The sequence below is a fragment of the Niallia sp. FSL W8-0635 genome, from assembly GCF_038007965.1.
Taxonomy (GTDB): Bacteria; Bacillota; Bacilli; order Bacillales; family Cytobacillaceae; genus Niallia.
Genome location: NZ_JBBOYD010000001.1, coordinates 3,267,814 through 3,293,103, shown reverse-complemented (window position 1 = coordinate 3,293,103; position 25,290 = coordinate 3,267,814). Strand labels below are relative to the sequence as shown.

Annotated in this window: 20 protein-coding genes; 18 read left to right on the top strand and 2 right to left on the bottom strand. The window is 34.5% G+C overall.

Annotation, left to right across the window (positions count from 1 at the left end; translation table 11 throughout):
* Window positions 1–15 precede the first annotated feature (15 nt).
* The 13 genes from NYE52_RS15865 (at window position 16) to NYE52_RS15805 (ending at window position 16,344) form a co-directional block, all read left to right on the top strand.
* Window positions 16–912 (top strand): carbohydrate ABC transporter permease, encoded by an 897-nt coding sequence (locus tag NYE52_RS15865; RefSeq protein WP_251629152.1) that lies wholly within the window; start codon window positions 16–18, stop codon window positions 910–912.
* 22 nt (window positions 913–934) lie between these two features.
* The gene (locus NYE52_RS15860) at window positions 935–3,055 is read left to right on the top strand and encodes a glycoside hydrolase family 52 protein (protein ID WP_341193965.1); all 2,121 of its coding nucleotides are present in this window, start codon (window positions 935–937) and stop codon (window positions 3,053–3,055) included.
* 165 nt (window positions 3,056–3,220) lie between these two features.
* Window positions 3,221–3,856 carry a YesL family protein gene (locus NYE52_RS15855; protein WP_341193964.1) on the top strand — a complete coding sequence of 212 codons (636 nt, stop codon included), beginning with the start codon at window positions 3,221–3,223 and terminating at the stop codon, window positions 3,854–3,856.
* Between the two features lie 129 nt (window positions 3,857–3,985).
* Window positions 3,986–4,777, top strand: a complete 792-nt coding sequence (locus tag NYE52_RS15850) for a Nif3-like dinuclear metal center hexameric protein (RefSeq protein WP_341193963.1) — start codon at window positions 3,986–3,988, stop codon at window positions 4,775–4,777.
* A 319-nt stretch (window positions 4,778–5,096) separates the two neighbouring features.
* On the top strand, window positions 5,097–6,059 hold the full coding sequence (locus NYE52_RS15845; protein ID WP_251629156.1) for an ABC transporter permease: 963 nt from the start codon (window positions 5,097–5,099) through the stop codon (window positions 6,057–6,059).
* A gap of 12 nt (window positions 6,060–6,071) precedes the next feature.
* Window positions 6,072–6,941, top strand: a complete 870-nt coding sequence (locus NYE52_RS15840) for a carbohydrate ABC transporter permease (protein ID WP_251629158.1) — start codon at window positions 6,072–6,074, stop codon at window positions 6,939–6,941.
* Between the two features lie 126 nt (window positions 6,942–7,067).
* Entirely contained in the window at window positions 7,068–8,693 is a 1,626-nt protein-coding gene (locus NYE52_RS15835) for an ABC transporter substrate-binding protein (RefSeq protein ID WP_341193962.1), read from the top strand.
* A 259-nt stretch (window positions 8,694–8,952) separates the two neighbouring features.
* On the top strand, window positions 8,953–9,690 hold the full coding sequence (locus NYE52_RS15830; RefSeq protein ID WP_251629161.1) for a DUF624 domain-containing protein: 738 nt from the start codon (window positions 8,953–8,955) through the stop codon (window positions 9,688–9,690).
* A gap of 229 nt (window positions 9,691–9,919) precedes the next feature.
* A complete protein-coding gene (gene uxaC, locus NYE52_RS15825; protein WP_341193961.1) occupies window positions 9,920–11,323 on the top strand; it encodes a glucuronate isomerase in 1,404 nt (467 codons plus the stop codon).
* Between the two features lie 41 nt (window positions 11,324–11,364).
* Window positions 11,365–12,480, top strand: a complete 1,116-nt coding sequence (uxuA, locus tag NYE52_RS15820; protein WP_341193960.1) for a mannonate dehydratase — start codon at window positions 11,365–11,367, stop codon at window positions 12,478–12,480.
* Window positions 12,464–13,309 carry an SDR family oxidoreductase gene (locus tag NYE52_RS15815; RefSeq protein ID WP_341193959.1) on the top strand — a complete coding sequence of 282 codons (846 nt, stop codon included), beginning with the start codon at window positions 12,464–12,466 and terminating at the stop codon, window positions 13,307–13,309. The genes uxuA and NYE52_RS15815 overlap by 17 nt, the downstream gene beginning before the upstream one ends.
* 368 nt (window positions 13,310–13,677) lie before the next feature.
* Window positions 13,678–15,192, top strand: a complete 1,515-nt coding sequence (locus NYE52_RS15810) for a GH39 family glycosyl hydrolase (RefSeq protein WP_341193958.1) — start codon at window positions 13,678–13,680, stop codon at window positions 15,190–15,192.
* 21 nt (window positions 15,193–15,213) lie between these two features.
* Window positions 15,214–16,344, top strand: a complete 1,131-nt coding sequence (locus tag NYE52_RS15805; protein ID WP_341193957.1) for a glycosyl hydrolase family 8 — start codon at window positions 15,214–15,216, stop codon at window positions 16,342–16,344.
* Window positions 16,345–16,398: 54 nt separating this feature from the next.
* Here NYE52_RS15805 and NYE52_RS15800 read toward each other — a convergent pair whose 3' ends face one another.
* Entirely contained in the window at window positions 16,399–17,574 is a 1,176-nt protein-coding gene (locus tag NYE52_RS15800) for an ROK family transcriptional regulator (RefSeq protein WP_341193956.1), read from the bottom strand.
* Window positions 17,575–17,971: 397 nt separating this feature from the next.
* On the opposite strand from NYE52_RS15800, the gene NYE52_RS15795 reads away from it, so the two are divergent.
* A complete protein-coding gene (locus tag NYE52_RS15795) occupies window positions 17,972–18,955 on the top strand; it encodes an aldo/keto reductase (protein ID WP_341193955.1) in 984 nt (327 codons plus the stop codon).
* Window positions 18,956–19,027: 72 nt separating this feature from the next.
* On the opposite strand, the gene ytvI is transcribed toward NYE52_RS15795, so the two are convergent.
* Entirely contained in the window at window positions 19,028–20,152 is a 1,125-nt protein-coding gene (gene ytvI, locus NYE52_RS15790; protein ID WP_341193954.1) for a sporulation integral membrane protein YtvI, read from the bottom strand.
* Window positions 20,153–20,346: 194 nt separating this feature from the next.
* On the opposite strand from ytvI, the gene NYE52_RS15785 reads away from it, so the two are divergent.
* From NYE52_RS15785 to mdh, 4 genes are all read left to right on the top strand, one after another.
* Complete coding sequence (locus NYE52_RS15785; protein WP_341193953.1) at window positions 20,347–20,814, top strand: DUF441 domain-containing protein; 468 nt, start codon at window positions 20,347–20,349, stop codon at window positions 20,812–20,814.
* Between the two features lie 482 nt (window positions 20,815–21,296).
* Window positions 21,297–22,412: a citrate synthase gene (citZ, locus tag NYE52_RS15780; RefSeq protein ID WP_341193952.1), complete on the top strand. Its 1,116-nt coding sequence runs from the start codon at window positions 21,297–21,299 to the stop codon at window positions 22,410–22,412.
* A gap of 207 nt (window positions 22,413–22,619) precedes the next feature.
* The gene (icd, locus tag NYE52_RS15775) at window positions 22,620–23,888 is read left to right on the top strand and encodes an NADP-dependent isocitrate dehydrogenase (RefSeq protein ID WP_341193951.1); all 1,269 of its coding nucleotides are present in this window, start codon (window positions 22,620–22,622) and stop codon (window positions 23,886–23,888) included.
* A gap of 187 nt (window positions 23,889–24,075) precedes the next feature.
* A complete protein-coding gene (gene mdh, locus NYE52_RS15770; protein WP_341195210.1) occupies window positions 24,076–25,014 on the top strand; it encodes a malate dehydrogenase in 939 nt (312 codons plus the stop codon).
* The last annotated feature ends 276 nt before the right edge of the window (window positions 25,015–25,290 follow it).

The following is a 25,290-nucleotide window of genomic DNA, read 5'->3' as shown; positions in this document are numbered from 1 at the left end:
AGGAGAGAGAGAATCATGAGTGAAGTAGTAATGCAAAAAAATAATAAAACTGATTTATCCACATCTCCTAAAATAAAAGGATCAATTGGAAGTAAAATAGGATACGGATTTTTGTATCTAGTACTAGGGATTATTGCCATTTTTCAAATATATCCACTTATCTGGTTATTCTTCTTTTCTTTAAAAACGAATCAAGAAGTGTTTGGCTTATCTCCATTTGCTCTTCCAAAAGATCCACAATGGGGGAACTATGTAAAAGTATGGACACAAGGGAATATAAGCCAATATTTCTTTAATAGTGTGTGGATTACCGTTATCGCGGTAGTTTTAACAGTAATACTGGCAAGCTTTGTTACCTTTGCAATTACAAGAATGCATTGGAAACTAAGTAAACCTGTTCTTGGATTGTTTATGGTTGGAATCATGATTCCATTACATTCCACATTAATTCCATTATTTAGTTTCTTTAATCAATTGCAACTAATTGATAATCCGATTTCCATCATTTTATCGTATACAGCGTTTAACCTACCACTGACAATCATGATTTTATTAGGATTCTACCAAGCGTTGCCACGTGAACTAGAAGAAGCAGCTGTAATGGATGGTTGTTCGATTCATCGTATATTCTTTCAAATCACGCTGCCAATGACAACTCCTGTTATGGCAACAGTTGTTATTATCAATATGATTTATAACTGGAATGAATTTGTATTCGTTAATACATTCATTAGCTCTGATAAATGGAAGACATTAACGGTCGGTGTTAATAACTTTGTAGGACAATATTTAACAGATTGGGGAGCTATTGGAGCAACCTTGATGATAAGTATTATTCCGATTTTAATTGCATTCATCATACTAAGTAATAAGATTGTAGAAGGATTGGCTGCAGGGTCTGTAAAAGGATAATGAAAAGGAGGAATTAATAGCGATGCCAAAAAATTCATTTTTTAATGCTCATCATTCGCCAATAGGAGCGTTTTCAAGCTTTACACTAGGTTTTCCAGGTGCAGGTGGTGGATTAGATTTAGAGTTGGGCCGTTCTCCGAAACAAAATATTTATATAGGTGCTGAAACAGTAAATAAAGAAGGAATATATCAAGCATTTCCATTCTTTGCTTACCAAGAAGATGATGAAAGTAAGAGATATGATATTGAAAATATGGATCCAGATCCAGATAAGCCAAGAATCATTTATCCTATCTCTAAAGATAAAATAAAACGAAATTTCCAACTTGGAACAGATACATGGGAAGCAGAAGATATATCTTTTACGATTTATTCACAAGTGGAACCTGTTCCAGATCCTACGGTTGCGAATGAGGAAGAATTGAAAAGGACTATTTTGCCAGCTGTACTTGCTGAATTGACAGTAGATAATACGAATGGTACTAGAAGCCGACGCGCTTTCTTCGGCTATCAGGGAAGTGATCCTTATTCATCCATGCGAAGAGTCGATGATACAATGGATGGATTTGCTGGTATTGGTCAAGGTAGATCGACAGCTATTGTATCCAATAATCCTGAGGTAAAATCAGCCATGCACTTTAGTCTAGAAAACATTCTAACAACGCCTCAAGAAGAGAACTGGACATTTGGATTAGGACCTTTAGGTGCATTAGTGGTAGATGTTCCAGCTGGAGAAAAAAGAACCTATCAGTTTGCTATCTGTTTTTATAGAGGTGGAATTGTAACCGCGGGGATGGATACATCCTATTATTATACTAAGTTCTTTGAAAATATTGAGTCTGTTGCAGAATATGCTCTTGAAAACTTTGATACAATAGCACACCGAGCAAAAAATGTAAATGAAAAAATAAACGGTACACAGCATTTATCGGAAGATCAAAAATTTATGTTAATTCACTCTATTCGCAGCTATTATGGCTCTACACAATTGTTAGATTATAATGGGGAACCTTTCTGGGTAGTGAATGAAGGGGAATATCGTATGATGAATACCTTTGATTTAACAGTGGATCAGATTTTCTTTGAGCTAAGAATGAACCCGTGGACCGTAAAAAATGAATTAGATATGTTTGTCCAACGTTTTAGTTATGAAGATACTGTTCGTTTTCCCAACGATGATACAGAATATCCTGGTGGGATAAGCTTTACACATGATATGGGAGTAGCGAATACAATATCTCGTCCACAATACTCATCCTATGAATTATATGGTTTGGACGGATGTTTCTCCCATATGACTCATGAACAGCTAGTAAACTGGGTATTATGTGCGGCACTTTATGTTAACCATACAGGTGATCAAAAGTGGTTAGAGGCAAATCTAGAAATAGTGGAACAGTGTTTTGAAAGTATATTAAATAGAGATCATCCAGAACCAGATAAGCGCAATGGATTGATGGGTCTAGATTCTTCAAGGGTAATGGGTGGTGCGGAAATAACTACTTATGACAGTCTTGATGTGTCTTTAGGGCAAGCAAGAAACAATATTTATTTAGCAGGGAAAATATGGGCTTCCTATATTGCGCTTGAAAAAATATTTACAGAGAATGAAAGAAAAGATTTGGCTAAGCTTGCTTTAGAGCAAGCAGAAAAATGTGCTTCAACTATTGTGGAGCACATAACAGAAGATGGGTATATTCCAGCTGTTATTGGCGAAGGAAATGATTCAAAAATCATCCCAGCAATAGAAGGACTGATTTTCCCATACTTTACAAACTGTAAGGAAGCATTAGATGAGCATGGAAGATATGGCACCTATATTCAGGCATTAAAAACACATCTAGAAACAGTCTTAACAGAAGGGATTTGTCTATTCGAAGATGGTGGCTGGAAAATTTCATCAACAAGTAACAATTCTTGGCTAAGTAAAATTTATTTATGCCAATTTATTGCACGTGAAATTCTGGGCTGGAAATGGGATGAAAAAGGGGCAAAAGCTGATACAGCCCATGTAGAATGGTTAACACATCCTGAGTTATCAATCTGGAGCTGGAGTGATCAAATAATCGCAGGTGAAATCGCAGGTAGTAAATACTACCCTCGTGGAGTAACAAGCATTTTGTGGTTAGAAGAACAGCACTAATAAAAGAATATAGAGAGAGTATAACAGTCTGAATACATAGATGCTACACAGAGCCTAGTGTTTATAGTGTAGCTCATGAATTAAAATGTATTCAGGCTGCGGGATTATAGTAGAAAAGAAGTATAAAGAAGTCTAATAGGAAAGAAGAAAGTAGAGGGGATAAGCATGACAGCAAAACCAATGGGGAAATTATATACCATCTGTGAATGGATTATGAAGCTAGCTTATATAAATTTATTATGGATTTTGTTTACAGTAAGTGGCCTCGTTCTATTTGGTTTTATGCCAGCAACAGTAGCTTTGTTTACTGTTGTCCGAAAATGGTTTATGAAAGAAACTGATATTCCCATTTGGAAAACATTCTTCTCTATCTATAAAAGTGAATTTTTAAAGAGCAATATCTATGGCCTAGTATTTGTACTGGCGGGAGCAATGTTATATGCCGATTACTATTTAATCTTAAATCTTGATGGTATAATCCGTATTGTTACTACTAGTATATTGCTGCTTATTTCATGCTTATATGTTATTACACTTTTATTTTTCTTTCCTGTTTATGTGCATTATCATTTAAAGTTCATCGATTACTTTAAATATTCCTTTTTTCTAGGGGTTTTAAATATTCATATATTATTACTAGTTCTTCTTGGATTAGTAGCAGATATTTTCCTTTTACTTTATGTTCCAGGACTTTTGCCATTTTTTAGCGGTGTTTCTGTAGCTTGTATACTAATGTCTAGCAGTATTCTTATTTTTCAGCGTATGCAAAAGCAAGAAACGAATAATGTGGTTGCGGAATAAAGTTAGTTATAGAAAAAATAAATTTCAGCTAGTAAATTAATAGAAATTCTTGTAAAAAAATATAGTTTGTATATTGAGTGAACAAAGTGTAACATGTTATAATTTGATTAACTTGATGGGGGAGATAGAATGACGAGTATTCAGAGAATAATAGATAAGTTAATCGAGCCCGCAGGTAAATTTGAATCACAAACTGATGTATTAGTAAAAGGATCAGCAACTCTTGATGTTGAAGGAATTGTAATCGCATTCATTTTAACGCAGGAAGTATTGGAAAAAGCAATTTCTCTAGGAGCAAATTTAATTATTACTCATGAGGGTCCTTTTTATAGTCATCAAAATTGGAAAGAAGCACATTCAAATGATCCAATCTTACGGGCAAAGCTCCAATTAGTAGAAGAAGCTAATATCAGTATTTTTCGATTTCATGATTACTTTCACCGTTATAATCCGGATGGTATCATGGTTGGCTTGATTCGCAAGCTTGAATGGGAGAAATATACGGAAGAGTATCAGTCGACGGCAACTACTTTGACGATTCCAGAGAAATCTGTTACTGAAATTGCAACGTATATTAAAGATAAACTCGGTACTCCCTTTGTTAGAGTTGTTGGTGATCTATCCATGAAATGCAAAAGGATTGGACTGCTTGCAGGTTATCGAGGTGGAGGAGAATTGGTCATTCCTTTATTTCAGAACCACGATCTTGATTTAATTATTGCGGGAGAAGGGCCGGAATGGGAAGCACCTGAGTACGTAAGGGATGCTATCCACCAAGGGAAAAAGAAGGCATTCATCTTGATTGGTCATGCGGTAAGCGAAGAACCAGGAATGGAGTATTTGAAAGCTTTAATAGAAACTGATTTTCCACATATTCCTGTTTATTACATCAAAGAAAACCCACTGTTTCATATTCTTTAACCAAAAGAAAAAATCCTTATAGCTATGCTACCATACTAGTATAGTTATAAAAATGAACAAAAATCTTCAAAACAGAAATTATATATTCTCATTACTTCTTAATTACTTCATTTGTTTATCATACGAAATAATCATATCCTTTTACATAATAGATTTAGAGATTTTAATAAGACTTCTAACCTCTTGAAGTAAGCGCTTAAATTTATTGTATATTTGCTACATCTTTCTAAGATGTAGCTTTATAAATAGCTTGTTTGCTACTATTCAATGAATCGCAATAGAACATGGTATTGATAATAAACAGAAACGGGGGGGTATTATGGAAACGGAAGTCGTACATTCACAAGTAAAAACTACAAAAAAAACAAAAAAAAGTAAAGTCAAAAAAACGCTAACTGCTATAAGAAAAGATTGGCAGTTATATTCCTTGTTAGTTCTACCAATCATTTATTTATTAATATTTAAGTATGGACCAATGCTCGGTAATGTCATTGCCTTTAGAAGGTATATGCCTGGCGGTAAAATTTATGGAGAACAGTGGGTAGGTTTTTATTATTTTGAGATGTTTATTAATGACCCAGTTTTTTGGAATGTATTTAAAAACACACTTGTTTTAGGTGGAATTACATTATTATTTTGTTTTCCAATGCCAATTATATTTGCACTTCTATTAAATGAAGTAAAGTCAAAAAAATTCAAGAAATTTGTGCAAACGGCATCCTATTTACCACATTTTTTATCAATTGTTATCATTGCCGGAATGATTTTGCAGCTAACGGCATTAAACGGTTCGATCAATGGGATAGTGGAATTTTTTACAGGAGAGAAAATAAGCTTTATTCAAAGTCCAGAATGGTTTAGGACAATTTATGTCACTTCGGAAGTATGGCAAGGAATGGGATGGGGAGCAATTCTTTACTTGGCTGCATTAACAACCATTGATGATTCCCTTTATGAGGCAGCAAAAATTGATGGTGCTAACCGTTGGAAACAAACGCTTCATATTACGATTCCTGGTATATTGCCAACAATTGTTACACTATTAATTTTGAATATTGGTAGCTTTCTTGCCATTGGTTTTGAAAAAATCTTATTGATTTATAATCCTTTAACTTATGAAACTTCTGATGTTCTATCAACTTATTTATATCGTGTTGGTTTAGAATCCAATAATTTTAGTTATGCAGCAGCTATCGGGCTATTCGAATCCATTATTGGATTAGTGCTCGTATTAACAGCGAATAGTATTTCTAGAAAACTAACAGAACGAAGTTTATGGTAGGGGGGAAAATAAATGAAAGAATCGAAGCAATACAAAATATTTAAAGTCTTTAATGTATGTATTCTATTACTCATTATCTTTTGTACACTATATCCGTTTATAAATGTTGTTGCACAATCATTTAGTAGTGAGTCTTACATTAATTCAGGTCAAGTAAATTTACTTCCAAAGGGATTCAATGTAGAAACCTATCAAAAGGTTTTGTCTGATACGATGTTCTGGATAAATTATAAAAATACAGTTGTTTATACAGTGGTAGGGACTATAATCTCTATGTTTTTAACAACAATCTTTGCTTATGCCCTTTCAAAGAGAAGGCTTGTCGGACGTCGTTTTTTAACTGTATTTGCAGTATTCACTATGTTCTTTAACGGAGGCTTAATTCCGAACTATGTTTTAATAAACGCTTTAGGATTTGCTAATTCTATGTGGGCAATTGTAATCCCAGGTGCGATTAGTATTTATAATATGCTTATCATGAAATCCTTTTTTGAAAATATGCCTGAAGAACTAGAAGAGGCAGCATCTATTGATGGTTTAAACACATATGGCATTCTATTAAAAATAATTTTACCACTAAGTAAAGCGGTAATTGCCACAATGGTGTTATTTTACGCAGTGGCTTATTGGAATTCTTGGTTTAGTGCTTTCATTTATTTAGATAAAAAAGAGTTATTCCCAGTTACAATCTACTTAAGAAATATGATCGCAGGAACAACGAGTGGAATGTCAGCAGGTGCAACATCAGCAGATAACTTAACACAAATCTCTGCTAATATTAAATCTGTAACAATGGTATTAACAATATTACCAATTTTAACGATATATCCATTTGTTCAAAAATACTTTGTTTCAGGAGTAATGCTAGGCTCTGTTAAGTAATAGACAGAGCCTTCTAGTAAGCGGGAGTTCAGCGTGGTTGTTTTTCCTAAGGATTCCTTTCATATGCCTGCTTTTAGTGAAAAATAACTTTACGCTTTTCCTATATATATAAGGGGAGGAAATACTATGAAAGAAAGTATTAAAAAGGTTGGGCTGTTTCTAGGGTTATTCATGTTAGTACTATTTACTGCTGCTTGTTCTAATGATGATCAAGCGAGTAGTGATGTAGAAGTGTCTACAAAAGGAGCAATGGAATCTTATAATGCAGGAGACACATTTAAAGCAACTGAACCGTTTGATTTATCCATTTTATATATGGATCAGCCAACATATCCATATAAAGAAGATTGGTTACTATGGGATAAGATTAAAGAAATCACGAATGTCACGTTAAAGCCGACTATCGTACCAATGAGTGACTATACACAAAAAAGAAGTTTACTAATTAGTTCAGGGGATGCACCAATCGTTATTCCAAAAACATACCCAGGGGAAGAAGCAGCTTTTGTAGCATCAGGTGCTGCACTTCCGGTAAGCGATTACATTGATAAAATGCCACACTTTAAAGAAAAAGTAGAAAAATGGGATTTAGGTTCGGAGTTAGATACGCTACGTCAAAACGATGGGAAATTCTATGTTCTTCCAGGTTTACATGAAGAAGTTTGGCCAGATTACACATTAATTGTAAGAACGGATATCTTCGAAGAAAATAACATTGCGATTCCTACAACTTGGGATGAACTTTATACTGCAATGAAAAAGTTGAAAGAAATCTATCCAGATTCTATTCCTTTCTCTGATCGTTTTACTTTTAATAGTACGTTAAATATTGCAGCAACAGGTTTTGGAACAAAAGCTGGCTGGGGATTCGGAAATGGATTATCTTATGATCAGGATGCAGATGAATTCGTTTATGCAGCGACAACAGATGGCTATAAAGAAATGCTTACTTACTTCCATAAATTGGTGGAAGAAGGATTGTTAGATGAAGAGAGCTTTACACAAAGTGATGATCAAGCAGTCCAAAAATTTGTAACAGGCAAATCATTCATTATTAATGGTAACTCTCAAACAATTCATCTACATCGTGTCGACATGGATAAAACATTAGGCAAAGGAAATTATTCTATTTCCAAAATTACCGTTCCAGGTGGTACTGCTGGTCAATTAATGTCAGGTTCTAGATTAGAGAATGGTGTAATGATTACTTCGAAAATTAAAGAAAGTGAAAATTTCGAAGCAATTCTTCAGTTTATTGACTGGTTATATTACAGTGATGAAGGTCAAGAATTCACAAAATGGGGAGTAGAAGGAACTACATTTACGAAGGAAAATGGAGTAAGAAAATTAACAGATGACATTAATTACAATGGATTAAATCCAAATGGAACAAAGGACTTACGCGTTGACTATGGATTCTCTGGTGGAGTTTTTGCATATGGAGGAACAACAGATTTACTTCATTCTATGATGAGTGAAGAAGAAATTAAGTTCCAAAATGATATGAAAGCAGCAAAAACACCAATTCCAACAGATCCATTAATTCCTTATTCTATTGAAGATAGAGAAAAAGCAACATTACAAAGTACACCTTTAAAAGATTACACAAACCAAAACACATTAAAGTTTATCTTAGGTACACGTGATTTAAGTGAATTTGATGCATTTGTTAAAGAGCTAAAAAGTCAAGGGCTAGATCAATATGTAGAAACAGCTAATAAAACATATCAAGATTATAAGAAAAATAATTAAGAAAAGCGGAGAGCACCCATTAAGTGGCGTGTGAGGTGGAGCTACCATACCTGAGATAAAGGAAACAAGGGAAGCAATGTTGACTTACCGTATGGAAAGGTAGTGAAGCCCATCAGTGCCTGGGTGACCAGATTAACTTTAAAAACTTATACTTTTACTGCAAAAAAATGATGAGGTATCTTATGACAAATTTCTTTAGTAGGGTATCTCATCCTATCTATTCTTTACGATATATTTATTCTGAAAGAAGGTGAACAGCTTGGAACAGAAAAAAGAGTTTGGTCAAGGAATCCTCTTTACATTTAGTAATTATGTCTATTGGATAGTATTAACGAATATCTATTTTGTCGCAACTAATGCACTTTTTATTTTTTTCTTCATGACATTAACACCATCGTTTTCTAATATCGGATTGTATGCTCTAGCATTAATTCCGTCTGGACCTGCTATATCAGGACTATTATATTCGATGGAAAAATTAGTGAGAACGAAGGAGCTGTCGCCAACTGCTGACTTTTTCTATGGCTATCGATCGAATTTGAAAGGAACATTTCTTATCTGGACAATCATCCTTGCGGTATACTTTGTCTTACTCATCGACTTACAATACCTCCGATTAACAGTAACTCCAATCAATCAAATAATTTTTATCGTATTGCTTGTACTTACTCTTATCTGGACGATGCTGAGTATAAATCTATTAATGATCAACTCAAGGTTTACTTTTCGAATAAGAGACTTAGTGAAGCTATCTGCATATTACCAGTTTATTAAGTTTAAAGAAACGGTCGGCAATGTATTGATACTATTTCTAGTTGCCTTTGCAACGGTGATTACCACTGATTTCTTAGTTGTTTTTATTGCTAGTTTGATTGCAATGTTCATGACATTTAATTCTAGAGCTATGCTAAACCATATTGAAAGTAATTTTTTAAAAAAATCTCCTCCAAATAAGGATGGGAAAGCATATAATCCTCAACAGGTACATGGTTCCTAGTTTACTGGAAGAAATACCTTTGCCTAGCTGTTTTGGAGCATATTTTAAAAGAAAGAAAACCTTACTACTGCATTGGCTTAAAAATATTTAAGCATTTTTTAGTTAAAAAAGAAAAATTTTTATTTTATTTATATAGATAATATTTTTTGCACAAAAAGATAAAGAGTTTTTATGGAGGATACACATTAATTGAGTCTTTCTTAGGTTCAGAATTGGAAAGGGGAATTACTTGATGAAAGTAATAGAAGAAGATTTCATATTACAAAATGAGTCTGCAAAAATTTTATATCATGATTATAGTATGGCAATGCCAATAATTGATTATCATTGCCATTTAAGTCCTAAGGAAATTGCAGAAAATAAATCCTTTCAGAATATAAGTGAGCTTTGGCTAGCAGGAGATCATTATAAATGGAGAGCGATGCGATATTTTGGTATAAATGAGGACTATATTACCGGAAATGCAAGTGAGTATGCTAAATTTCAAGCATGGGCTAAAATTCTCCCTTACTGTATTGGAAATCCTTTATATCATTGGTCTCAATTAGAATTAAAAAGATATTTTCAAATTGACTCTGCATTAAATGAAGACACTTGCGATGAAATCTGGAATATTTGTAATGAGAAACTTAGTCAAAAAGGATTTACAGCACAAGCATTTATTGCAAAATCAAATGTTGAGATGATTGGGACAACAGATGATCCTTTAGATGATTTAAAGTATCACAGCATGATAAAAGAAAATAGAGAAATCAATACAACTGTCCTTCCATCCTTTCGTCCGGACTCTTTACTTGAGATTAATCAAGAATCATTCCTTCCTTATGTAAGAAAGCTGGAGAAGAAAACAAATACTAGAATTACAACTTACGAGGATTATCTAGAAGCTATTAGAAACCGAGTTGATTACTTTCATCAAAATGGTTGTCGTATAGCAGATCATGGATTGGACGTATTACCTTATACAGAATGTACGTTAGAAGAGGCAAGTCGGATATTTCATGCAAAGCTAGAAAGAGAATCTATTTCCAAACAAGAGGAAGATAAGTTTAAAACGTATACTCTCGTATATTTAGGACAGTTATATGCGTCTTTAAATTGGGTGATGCAATTGCATATTGGTGCAAAACGAAATAATAATGATCGTATGTTTAATGCATTGGGTGCAAATACAGGCTATGATTCGATTAACGATTATTCTTTAGCAAAACCGCTTAATCAATTCTTAAATAGCTTGGATAAAAATAATCAATTGCCAAAAACAATCCTGTATTCGTTGAACCCTAATCACGGTCCGATTATTGCATCGGCAGCAGGAAACTTTCAAGCAGCAGGACTGAAAGGGAAAATACAAAGTGGAGCTGCTTGGTGGTTTAATGATCATAAAGATGGAATGCTAAATCAAATGAAGGAATTGGCAAATATAGGTGTTTTATCAACCTTCATTGGAATGTTAACCGATTCTAGAAGTTTTCTATCGTATACACGTCATGAGTATTTTAGGAGAATTCTTTGTAATATGTTAGGTAGTTGGATTGAAAATGGAGAGGCACCTAAAGATTATGCGTTTATGGGAAAAATAGTGCAGGATATCTCGTATTATAATGCAAAAAATTATTTTGAAATTGATTGAAATAAAGATAGAAAGAGTTGAATTTTAGGAGGATTAATAAAGTGAAGGTATCCTTTAGATGGTTTGGTAGAGAAGATGATAGTGTATCGTTAGAACATATTAGAAAAATCCCTGGAATTGATGGTGTGGTAGGAGCATTATTTGATATTCCAGTGGGAGAAGTTTGGCCAGAAAATAGAATTATGGAGTTAAAGAAAGAAATCAATCAAAACGGTATGAGTTTGGAAGTTATTGAGAGTGTAAATATTCATGAAGATATTAAACTTGGCCTGCCTTCTCGGGAAATTTATATTGAAAATTATAAGCAAACGATTCGTAATCTGGCTAAAGCTGGTGTAAAGGTTATCTGCTATAATTTTATGCCGATTTTTGATTGGACGCGTTCTGATCTAGCAAAGAAGCTTCCAGATGGGTCGACCGTTCTAGCGTATGAAAAGGAAAAAATAGAGTCGATTGAACCAATGGATTTAATCGAGAATATGGAGAATTTATCAAATGGGTACTCCTTGCCAGGGTGGGAGCCGGAAAGACTTAAATCGATTAAGTATTTATTTCAATTATATAAAAATGTAACAGAAGAAGATTTATTTAATCACCTTCAGTATTTCCTTGAACAAGTGATTCCAGTTGCGGAGGAATGTGATATAAAAATGGCAATCCATCCAGATGATCCACCTTGGTCTGTTTTTGGTTTACCAAGGATTGTACGTTCAAAGGAGAATTTAGAGAGAATTGTTAAACTTATTGACAGTCCATCCAATGGATTAACAATATGCTCTGGTTCTTTAGGTGCAAATCCAAATAATGATATTGTGGATATTCTATGCCACTTTTTGAAAATGGACCGTGTACCCTTTGTACATATTAGAAACATTAAAATGGCGAAAAATGGGGATTTTGAGGAAACTGCTCATAAAAGCATTGAGGAAGGCACTCTAAACCTATATGAAATAGTGAAGGCACTCCACAATTATGATTTTAAAGGTTATTTCCGCCCTGATCATGGCAGAATGATTTGGGGAGAAAAGGCAAGACCAGGTTATGGTCTTTACGATCGAGCGTTGGGGATTATGTATATATTGGGTATTTGGGATAGTTTAGAAAGAAACAAAGCAAGTAGGAAGAAAGGGGAAGAAAAAAATGTTGCCATTAATTGATAATTTATCTGGTAAAGTAGCAGTCATCACTGGTGGTGGAGGTGTTCTTTGCAGTTGTATGGCAAAGGAGCTCGCGAGACAAGGTGTAAAGGTTGCACTACTTAATCGTACGTATGAAAAAGCTCAAAAGGTAGCAGAGGAAATAAATAACGAAGGAGGAGAAGCCATCGCTGTTGCATGTGATGTAGTTGATGTCCAGAGTGTAAAAGAAGCGGAGAAAATAGTCTACGAAACTTTTGGAAACTGTGACATTCTAATTAATGGGGCAGGAGGAAATCATCCAAAAGGGATTACATCAGAAGAAATTCTTCGTATAGAGGATTTGGATAAAGAAGGACTTATGAGCTTTTTCGATTTAACAATTGAGGGATTTTCCTTTGTATTTAATCTGAACATAATCGGTACATTAATTCCTACACAAATATTTTCCAAGCAAATGCTTGGGAAAAGTGGAACTGTAATAAATATTTCCTCTATGAGTGCACCAAGTCCAATGACGAAAGTACCTGCTTATAGTGCGGCAAAAGCAGGTATTGAAAATTTTACTAAATGGCTGGCTGTTCATATGGCTGAAACTGGCATCAGAGTAAATGCTATTGCTCCAGGCTTTTTCCTTACGAAGCAAAATGAAGGATTGCTTAAAAATCCAGATGGATCTTATACAGAACGTACAAAGAAAATATTGGCACATACACCCGTAAGAAGATTAGGAAAACCAGAGGATTTATTGGGAACCTTATTATGGCTAGTAAATGAAGAAACAAGTGGTTTTGTTACTGGAATCAGTGTTCCAGTAGATGGCGGATTTATGGCTTACTCAGGAGTTTAATAGAGAAAGTGTATGGATGCATTAACGAAATTTTGAGTGATAATCGTCAAAAATGTAGATTGGTGTGTTTATTCTACCTTGGAAAAAAACTATTTTCATAGAAGAAAAAGGGTGAGATAAATCAACAGAAAAATGATGAATCGGAATATAGAGAAAAATATTTCCAGGGAAATTTCGACATATATTATTTTTTGGGGGACCTGAGGAAAGGTTTTTTCATCTTATCTCGTTCAAATGGGCAGCATTCCTCTTCTTGTATTTATAGTGGTGGGATGAACTGCCCAACGTATTATTTATAAAGAATAACCTTTTGTTAGAGAGAATTGTGATTCCACAGAATATGAACTAGAGAATAGGAGGGGAAGGAAATGGAACCCATTATTATAGCAGCAAATGGAAAAGAAGAATTTACGGAAAATTGGAAGTATTGTATTGGAACTGGACGGCTTGGGTTAGCTCTTCAAAAAGAATACCTTGATCATCTTAAAATAATCCAGGAAAAAATCGGCTTTAAATATATAAGAGGACATGGATTACTTTCCGATGACGTTGGTATTTATCGAGAAATGAAGATAGGGAATGAAATTAAAGCTTTTTATAACTTTACTTATATTGACCGTATCTTTGATTCTTTTTTGGAATTGAATCTACGGCCATTCATTGAATTTGGCTTTATGCCAGAATTGCTTGCGTCTGGTGATCAAACGATCTTTTACTGGAAAGGGAATGTTACACCGCCGAATGATTATCATAAGTGGAGCGAATTAATTAAAGCAGTAGTGAAGCATTTCATTGATCGATATGGATTAAATGAAGTGAAAAAATGGCCATTTGAGGTTTGGAATGAACCTAACTTAGTGAATTTTTGGAAGGATGCTGATAAGCAAGAGTATTTAAAACTATATAAAGTTACGGCAACAGCAATTAAAGAGGTGAACCAAGATTTACAGGTTGGAGGTCCAGCGATCTGCGGTGGAGCGGACGAGTGGATTGTTGACTTCTTAGACTTCTGTCATAAAGAAAAGGTGCCAGTCGATTTTGTTAGTCGACATGCGTATACATCACAAAGTCCAAAGAAGGTTACTCCTGATTACTATTATCAAGATTTAGTGGATAATACGGATATGCTTCACCAATTTGAGGTAGTTCGTGGTCTAATTAAGGAATCAGCTTTTTCTGATTTACCATTCCATATTACAGAATATAATACATCGTATAGTCCAATCAATCCAGTTCATGATACATCGCTTAACGCAGCTTATCTTGCGCGAATTTTAAGTGAAGGGGGAGATTATGTAGACTCTTTTTCTTATTGGACATTTAGTGATGTCTTTGAGGAGACTGATATACCGAAAGCACCATTCCATGGCGGGTTTGGACTAATGGCTCTTCATTCCATTCCGAAGCCAACCTTTCATTTATTTGCTTTTTTCAATAGACTGGGCAAGGAAATATTGTACCGGGATGAGCAAATGATTATCACTAAAAAAGAAAATGGCTCTATTGCTCTTATAGCTTGGAACGAGATAATGGAAAAAGGGGAAGGCTTTGAAAAGGAATTATTGATTAAGCTACCTGTTACTAGTGATGCATACTTCCTTAAGCGGCAAACGGTAAATGAAAATTATGCGAATCCATGGAAGACGTGGAAAGATATGGGGAGACCTCGTTTTCCAGACAAACAGTCAATTGAAACATTAAGAGAAGCTTCTATACCAAAGCTTATGACGACAAAAATAAATAAAGAGGAAGATGGCTATTTAAAGCTGCCTATTACACTAACAAAAAATGAAGTCACACTAATAGAATTAAGTGAAATGAAGGATGAAACAGGAACATATGATGGATTGGATGATAGTCTTATAACTTCCTATAGTTCATAATAGAAAGGAGTGAATAGTTAGATGAGTGGAGCGTTTCATACAGATAAATATCGGAATGTTTTTAAAGAGATGGGTTATAAAGATACGGCTATCCAGAAAAAATTAGAGGATGCGTGGAAACAAATTTTTTATGGAGATGAGGACACGAGAATCTATTATCCTTCTAGTGATGGAGGCTATTTATTAGATACAGGTAATCTAGATGTTAGAACAGAAGGTATGTCTTATGGAATGATGATTGCTGTCCAGCTAGATAAAAAAGAAGAATTTGATCGAATTTGGAAGTGGACGAAGGAGCATATGTACATGCAAACTGGAGAAAATGCTGGTTACTTCGCTTGGTCCTGTAATCCAGACGGATCGAAGCGATCATTTGGGCCAGCGCCTGATGGAGAAGAGTTTTTTGCACTTGCCTTATTTTTTGCAGCTCATCGTTGGGGCGATGGCGAAGAACCTTTTAACTATAGCCAACAAGCAAGAGATTTATTGCGAACTTGCCTGCATAAGGGCGAAGATGGGAACGGTTATTCCATGTGGAATTTAGATAATAAGCTAATAAAGTTTGTCCCTAATTGTGAATTTACTGATCCATCCTACCATCTTCCTCATTTCTATGAATTATTTGCTTGCTGGGCATATCCAGAAGATCAAGTGTTTTGGAAGGAAGCGGCAAAGGCAAGCCGTGAATATTTGACACTAGCTTGTCATCCAGAAACAGGTCTAGCGCCTGAATACGCATATTATGATGGGAAACCAAATAATGAAAAGGGCTATGGTCATTTTTATAGCGACTCTTATCGTGTTGCTGGGAATATCGGTCTTGATTATGAATGGTTTAGAGGAAGTGAGTGGGAGAGACAAACGGCTAATAACATTCAGAACTTTTTCGCAGATATCGATCCTGGAGATTACCGGAGATATACAATCGATGGAGTTTCATTTTCTGAAAAATCACTTCATCCAATAGGGTTAATTGCAACAAATGCAATGGCTTCTTTAGCAGCAGATGGTCCCAATGCGCACAGAATGGTTGAATTATTTTGGAATACACCGATTCGAAAAGGGGAAAGACGTTATTATGATAATTGCCTATATTTCTTTAGCCTACTTGCTTTAAGTGGCAATTTTCGAATTTGGAAGCCCAAAGAATAACGACTCACCATTATTCATGCACGTTAGATGACCAATTAAAAGAAAAAGACGGTATCAATCTGGTTGCAGCATAAATTTAAGGAAATTCTCTGTTGCAAAGGCTGCAGAACCTAATGCAGAAGAAGAAAAATCAATATCAGAGAAATGGATAGTAAGCTTAGAATGGTGAAAAGGTAAAGTATGATTGTGTATCATCTTTTTCACTTGGGGCTCTATCCATTTTTTTGCTAAGGTAAGACGATTGCCAATAATGATTTGCTCTGGATTAAAGGTATTAATGATGTTAATAATTCCAGCACCTAAATGATCGCCAACTTCATGGAATAAATTAATTGCAACATGATTACCTTGATCAGCAAGCTCAATCAAGTCATTTAAATGAAGGGTTTCTCCCTCTCCTAGTTTTAATTCAGTAGCTTTAGATAATAGATATTGTTCGGAAGCATATAGTTCCCAGCAGCCTTTATTGCCACACCGACATTCCATTCCATCTTTTTGAATCGTCATATGACCAATTTCACCAGAATAACCAAGAGCTCCCTTATACAATTCTCCATTTATAATAATTCCAGCACCAATTCCAATTCCCGCGCTTACATAGATAAGATTTTGATAAGGTTGTCCTAAACCAAATTCCTTTTCACCATATGCTCCTGCATTTGCTTCATTTTCAACTAGGACTGGAAGATGAAAGTGTTCTTCTAGTTCTTTCTTAAGGCAAACATTTTTCCATCCAAGATTTGGAGCAATTAGAATTTCTCCTTCTATATTAATAATCCCAGGTGCTCCAACTCCTATGCCAATCACACCATAGGGAGATTTAGGGGCATTCTTAATCAAAGAAGTAATGATATTTTTGATAATCTGTAATGTATCTTCATAAGTGAAATTCACATACTTTTCATTGCATTTATAGATGATATTTCCTTGTAAATCGGTTAAAATCCCTAAAATATAATTCACACCTAGGTCTATACCAATTGAATAGCCAGCTTGTTGATTAAATAGCAGCATGACAGGTCGTCTACCTCCACTTGATTCACCATGACCTGATTCATTGATTAATTGTTCGTCAATAAGCTCTGATACTAAAGTGGAAACCGTACCTTTAGTTAATCCTGTTTGTTGAGAAATTTCTGCACGTGAAATAGGAGCATTGTTTTTAATTAAATACAAACAGAGTGATTTATTTTCTTTTTTAACTAATTGCTGATTCCAAGTAACATGCATAGCTATTCCTAGTCCCCTTTTAATCCTTTTACTTGCTTATTTTTTTAATAGGTGCTTGATATTTCATTTACTTCGTGCTTTAAGAATCTATTTAAGTGATTCTTTTCTTAATTGCTTCATTATACTACAGTTTGTCAATGAACCAAACCGAAAGAGAATAGATAAATATTTTTGTGAATAAGAGTAAGTTGTACTAAATGATAATTGTTTTCCTATAGTTTGTTTATTTAATATACAAACTTTTAGTTGCTTGCTATAATTTCTATAAGAACGCTTTCTGGAGAGAATGGAAGAAGAAAGCTAATATAATTGATTTCTTCTTTTTTCAAAAGCGTTCAATATAAAAGTAATTCATAAAAATGGCGTAAGTAGCGTAGCCAATGGAGGTGCTCAAAAATTGAATTATAGAGATTTAGGAAACACAGGTCTAAAAATCAGTGAAGTAAGTTTCGGTACATGGGCTATTGGTGGTTCATGGGGGAAAGTCGATGACAGCGAAGCATTAAAATCCTTAGACATGGCGATTGAAAAAGGTGTGAATTTTTTTGATACAGCCGATGTGTATGGGGACGGTCACAGTGAAGAGCTACTTGCCAAAGTAACGAAAGGAAAAGAGGACCAAATTCATATTGCGACGAAATTTTGTCGTGGAGGAGATATTTTTTCGAGGGATACCTATTCCTTAGATAGTGTTCGACAGTATTGTGAAAATAGCTTGAAACGACTAGAGAGAGAAGCAATTGATTTATATCAAATTCATTGTCCACCAACTGAAATTTTAAAAGATGGTCAGGTATTTGAAGTACTTGATAAATTACAGCAAGAAGGCAAAATTCGCAATTATGGAGTAAGTGTTGAAACAGTTGAAGAGGGGCTTATTTGTTTGCAAAATCCTAATGTTAAGGCTTTGCAAGTTATATTTAATATTTTCCGTCAGAAACCTCTTGAGGTTTTAATTCCTGAAGCAGAGAAAAAAGGGGTAGGTATCCTCGTAAGACTTCCCCTAGCAAGTGGGTTACTTACTGGGAAATTTACGAAAGATCATACTTTTGATGAAGATGATCATCGTAATTTTAATGAAAATGGAGAAGCGTTTAATGTAGGGGAAACCTTTGCAGGGCTTGGTTTTGCAAAAGGTGTAGAATTAGCCAATGAACTTACTTGGATTGCAAATGGACGTCAATCCATGGCTACAGCAGCATTAAGGTGGATATTAGATCAGCAAGGTATTTCCTGTGTCATTCCTGGATTTAAAAATCGTCAGCAAATTGTTGAAAACTTAAAGGCCTTAGAGGAAAAAACATTTAATGAAGAGGAATTACAAACTTTAAGAACTTTTTATGAAGAAAAGGTTAAAAACGCAATTAGAGGTCCTTACTAAATAAGTAAAGACATGTTTAAAGGAAAAGAGCAGTGAATGATTAGAAATTCACTGCTCTTTTTGTATATTCCTTTATTTAGGTATTTCACTTTCTCCTTTAATAAATCTCCAAATGTCATGAAATACATTTGCTCTATGTAAGGTAGTGATAATAACTAAGGAAACAGGACCAATAATTAACCCGATAAATCCAAAAAGCTTAAAACCAACAAATAAAGAAATTAATGTTGCTAATGGATCGAGCCCAATGTTTGAAGAAAGAATTTTTGGCTCCATTATTTGCCGTTGGACAAGTACGATAATATACAGGACAGATAACCCGATAGCAAGCACAATTTGTCCCGTGATAATTTCATAAATAATCCAAGGAACAAATATTAATCCTGTACCTAAATAAGGGATAATATCCACTATTCCAGTTAATAGTGCGATCGTAATGGCGTAATCCACTCGAAGGATTAGTAGGCCGATTAGAATAATAACAGTCGTGATTGAAACTAGTGTTAATTGTGCTTTAATAAATCCAACTAAAGCTTTCTTTAATTCAAAGAATACTGTTTTTCCGCTAGTTAGCCATTTAGAAGGAAAAAATTTTCCGAACTTTAAAGATAATCGTGCCCAATCTTTACTAATAAAAAATGTTGCTAATAAAGAAAAGATGAGAACACTGGCTGCATTAGGAAACCAAGAGAGGATAATGGGAATATTGAAGAAAAAAGATTGTAAAAAATCTCCCATAACCGTTCCTACCTGTTCGCCAACTTTATTTATATTTGTCATGATAGTATCTTGTTGTCCGGTTCCAAGGTTATCAAATGTTTGCGATATATTATTATATAATGGAATGATTTGAGCTGCGAATAAATCTTCTATATAGCGAATGATGATATCAATATGTTTTGGTACTACTTCTCCTAGATATGCAGCACCAGCGACTATTTCTGCTATTAATAAGGAAACTAAACCAGCAAAAACGGATAAAATGAGAAGAATGCTTAAAATAACGGCAAAAGATCTGGGCAATTTGCACTTGAATTGCAGAAAATTCACAAGCGGGTTCATTAAAAACGCAATAAGAAATCCTATAATAAAAGGATAGGTTACTTTGGATAAATAAAAGATGCTGACAAATAATAGGATGGTAGCAATAATTACTACTATAAACCGAATCGTACGGTAAAGATAAGTGAAATTCAATGTTAATCCTCCCAATTTTAGTATAATAAATAAAGGGTTCATTATTTATGGCGAAATAGAATAGAAGTATATTCCTTTTGTCATCTATATTTTCTATACTTATGCTTTTTTAATCGAAAATCCTGCTTTTTATAGTAATTTAATAAGTTGGAAGGAATATTTCAGGGTTACTGTTTTCAAAAGGAGAGTCATCTATGTTTTTATTTAGTCAACCATATTTATTTTTATATTTACTCTTGGCAATTGCACTTGTTGCTAAAAATAATTCTTTGATTATTGCCGTTCTTTTCTTATTAGTACTGAAACTGATTGGAATAGATAGTAAATTTTTTTCATTGATCCAATCAAAGGGAATTAATTGGGGAGTGACAATTATTACGATTGCGGTTCTCGTACCAATTGCAACTGGTGATATTGGATTTAAGGACCTATCTGCTACTTTTAAATCCCCGTATGCCTGGATTGCCTTAATTTCTGGAATCATGGTAGCGCTACTAGCAAAAGGTGGAGTAAATTTATTAGCTGATTCACCTGAAATTACGACAGCGCTTGTTCTAGGAACAATATTATCTGTATCTGTCTTTAATGGGGTTGCTGTTGGACCGTTAATTGGCGCAGGAATTGCTTATGCTGCCATAAAAGTAGTAGAGTGGATTACTTAATCTGCTCTACAGGCAGACACGAGAGTTGAATTTATGGTATAATTTTATTAAAGGAGAATATAGTGTAAGGAACAATCAGAAAAAAATTTTTTTACTATATCTACAGTTTTTAAGTATAAAATATGAGACATTTTGAAGTTTTTTGTTTATAATGAATGTGTAGTTACAATTATCTCATTTATAGGTACCAAATAGTTTATTTTTTTATTTGAAAATGTAAGCATTTTCAAATGGTTGATGCTCACTTAATTTTTACCGAAAAAACTCCCCCATCTTTTACAATTAAACCCGGATTACATTTTTAATTGATTTTTTGGTACATATTCAGTTAATCTAACAAAATAGTAAACATTTACTTTAGGGTGTATTCCATTGCTTTGTTTTTACAGATTTTCACAATATTGGTAACTACGGTAGGGACAATATGGGAGTTTGAAAGATTTGTACTAACTAAAAAGAAAAGGTGTAAAGGAGAGATATGTATGGCTGTTACAAAAGGGCTTGAGGGAATTATTGCTACAACATCTTCTATCAGTTCCATCATAGATGATTCACTTGCTTATGTTGGTTATGATATTGATGTATTAGCAGAGAATTCCAGTTTTGAAGAAGTGGTATATTTATTATGGCATCAAAAGCTACCAAACGATACCGAATTGGCAAAACTAAAACAAGAATTAGCAGACAATGCGGAAATACCTGCCTCTTTGATTGAACAAATGAAATTAATCCCATTAGATAAGGTACATCCAATGGCTGTACTTCGTTCAAGTGTATCTTTATTAGGAACATATGATGATAGTGCAGATAGTATGGATTCTGAATCAAACTATTTAAAAGCAGTAAGACTTCAGGCGAAAATTCCAACAATCGTCACTGCTTTTTCAAGATTAAGAAAAGGTCTAGAACCAATTTCTCCAAGAAAAGATTTAGGATTTGCCGCTAATTTCCTTTATATGCTGAATGGAAAAGAGCCAGAGCCAATTGCTATTGAGGCTTTTAATAAAGCACTCGTTCTTCATGCTGATCATGAGTTAAACGCCTCTACGTTTACAGCTAGAGTATGTGTTGCGACTCTATCTGATGTATATTCAGGGGTTACGTCGGCTATTGGAGCGTTAAAAGGCCCGCTGCATGGTGGTGCAAACGAAGCTGTTATGAAGATGTTAACAGAAATAGGAAGTATTGAAAATGTAGAGCCATATATTAAAGATAAAATGGCTAAGAAAGAAAAGATAATGGGATTTGGTCATCGAGTATATCGAAAGGGCGATCCTCGTGCTAAGCATTTAAAGGAAATGGCAAGAAAATTAACACAATTAACAGGCGAACCTCAGTTATATGATATGAGTATTAAGATTGAGAGTCTGCTAAAGGAAGAGAAAAATTTAGTGCCAAATGTAGATTTCTTTTCTGCATCTGTTTATCATAGTCTAGGTATTGACCATGATTTATTTACACCAATTTTTGCTGTAAGTAGGGTATCGGGCTGGCTTGCTCATATTCTGGAGCAGTATGAGAATAATCGTCTTATTCGCCCAAGAGCAGATTATGTAGGACCAGAACGTTTGGTATATGTACCAGTTCATCAACGCTAAAAAGGATATCATTTCCCATAGAGTAAAAGGATGATATATACTTAGTGTTGTAGAATTTACTTAACATATTGGCGTTTTCCTATTGTTATTCGTCAGAATAGTAAATATAATCAGCTTTTATAAGCTTGTTATAATAAATTTATTTCATTCTTTTCCAATGGATTGCATTGGAAAAGGAAAACTATTTTTTTACGGAGGGATAGAAGCATGCAAGGAGAAAAAATTACAGTAGTAGATGGAGTATTAAATGTACCAGCAAATCCAATTGTTCCTTATATCGAAGGAGACGGAATTGGACCAGATATTTGGGCAGCGTCATCAAGAGTATTGGATGCTGCTGTTGAAAAAGCATACAACGGCGAAAAGAAAATTGTTTGGAAAGAAGTTTTGGCTGGGGAAAAAGCATTTAATGAAACGGGAGAATGGTTACCTTCTGAAACATTAGATGTTATTAAAGAATATTTAATTGCAATTAAAGGCCCTTTAACTACACCAGTTGGCGGAGGTATTCGTTCTTTAAACGTTGCTCTACGTCAAGAATTAGATCTTTTTGTTTGTTTACGTCCAGTAAGATGGTTTGAAGGAGTTCCATCTCCTGTAAAAAGACCTCAGGATACAGATATGGTTATTTTCCGTGAAAATACGGAAGATATTTACGCTGGAATTGAGTATGAAAAAGGCTCGGAAGCGGTTTCTAAATTGATTAGCTTTTTACAAACAGAGATGGGCGTTAATAAAATTAGATTTCCTGAAACATCTGGAATTGGGATTAAACCAATCTCAGAAGAAGGAACAAGTCGTTTAGTAAGAGGTGCGATTAATTATGCGATTAAAGAAGGTCGTAAATCCGTAACTCTAGTACATAAAGGGAACATTATGAAATATACAGAGGGTGCGTTTAAAAACTGGGGTTATGAACTAGCAGAAAAGGAATTTGGCGATAAAGTATTTACTTGGGCTCAGTATGATCGTATTAAAGAAGAGCAAGGTTCTGATGCGGCCAATAAAGCACAAGCTCAGGCAGAAGCAGAAGGGAAAATTATTGTCAAAGATTCAATTGCTGATATTTTCCTTCAACAAATTCTAACTCGTCCGAAAGAATTTGACGTTGTTGCTACAATGAATTTAAACGGAGATTATATTTCTGATGCTTTAGCGGCGCAGGTTGGTGGAATCGGTATTGCTCCTGGAGCAAATATAAATTATGAAACAGGCCATGCAATTTTTGAAGCAACACATGGAACTGCTCCGAAATATGCTGGGTTAGATAAAGTAAATCCATCTTCTGTTATTCTTTCAGGTGTTCTAATGTTGGAACATTTAGGATGGACAGAAGCGGCTCAATTGGTTATTCAATCTGTTGAAAAAACAATTGCTTCTAAAGTCGTTACCTATGACTTTGCTCGTCTGATGGACGGCGCAACAGAAGTGAAATGTTCAGAATTCGGTGATGAATTAATTAAGAACATGGGTTAATATCAAATAGAAGAAGAGATAGTCTCATCTCTTCTTCCTTTTTGCCTAAATTAACAGTGCTGCGGTATTGGATTAGAATGGGATAAGCTATTATGGAATAGTATTTCTAGATGGGGTAAAAGGGGACTCTACCTAGTAAATTGCTTATTGGTGGGCATATACATTCTCGGTCTAATAAGGGGGAAATATTATGGTTAAGCGAAAGAAAATTTCAGTCATTGGTGGAGGGTTTACTGGATCCACAACGGCATTTCTACTTGCTCAAAAAGAGCTTGGAGATATTGTTTTATTAGATGTTCCGCGAAATGAAAATTCAACAAAAGGTAAAGCGCTAGATATGTTTGAAGCGAGTCCTGTACAAGGGTTCGATGCAAATATTATTGGAACATCTGATTATAAGGATACTGCAGATTCTGATATTGTCGTAATTACAGCTGGCATCGCAAGAAAGCCAGGTATGAGTCGAGATGATCTTGTGCAGACAAATCAATCCATTATGAAATCAGTAACAAGGGAAATAGTTCAATATTCACCAAATTGTATCATTATTGTGCTTACGAATCCTGTAGATGCCATGACTTATACTGTTTATAAGGAATCAGGTTTTCCGAAAAATAGAGTTATTGGCCAGTCAGGTGTCTTAGATACAGCTCGCTTTCGAAGCTTTGTTGCAATGGAACTAAACCTCTCTGTTAAAGATATTACAGGATTTGTATTAGGAGGACACGGAGATGATATGGTTCCGCTTATACGCTATTCGTATGCAGGTGGTATCCCATTAGAATCGCTCATTCCTAAACATAGATTGGAAGAGATTATTGAAAGAACAAGAAATGGCGGAGCTGAAATCGTAAATCTACTTGGCAATGGAAGCGCTTATTATGCTCCTGCTGCTTCAATAGTTGATATGTGTGAGGCAATTATCAAAAGTCAAAGGCGTGTCCTTCCAACTATCGCATATTTAGAAGGAGAGTACGGGTATAACGATCTTTATCTAGGCGTACCCACTATTTTAGGCGGCAATGGAATCGAACAAGTTATAGAACTTGATTTAACAGAAGATGAAAAAGCAGCATTAGACAAATCCGTTCATTCCGTTCGTAATGTATTGACAGTACTTAATTAATTCTATAAAAAGACGGCTAACTCTATTAAAAGAGTTAGCCGTCTTTTTATGGGATCAACTACGATTAGGCTGGTATCTAAATTATTAATTTTTATAAAGCGGCCGTTTATCTTCTCTTTAGAGATAATTGCAATAAATTTTACGAAAACATTTATAAAAAACGAGAAATTAAAAAATTATTTCGCTTTTGTAAACAGTAAATAAATGTTTTTTCCATTTTTATCGAACAATATATTATAATGTAAATAGGTATAAGGGACTTTAGGGGAATTAACA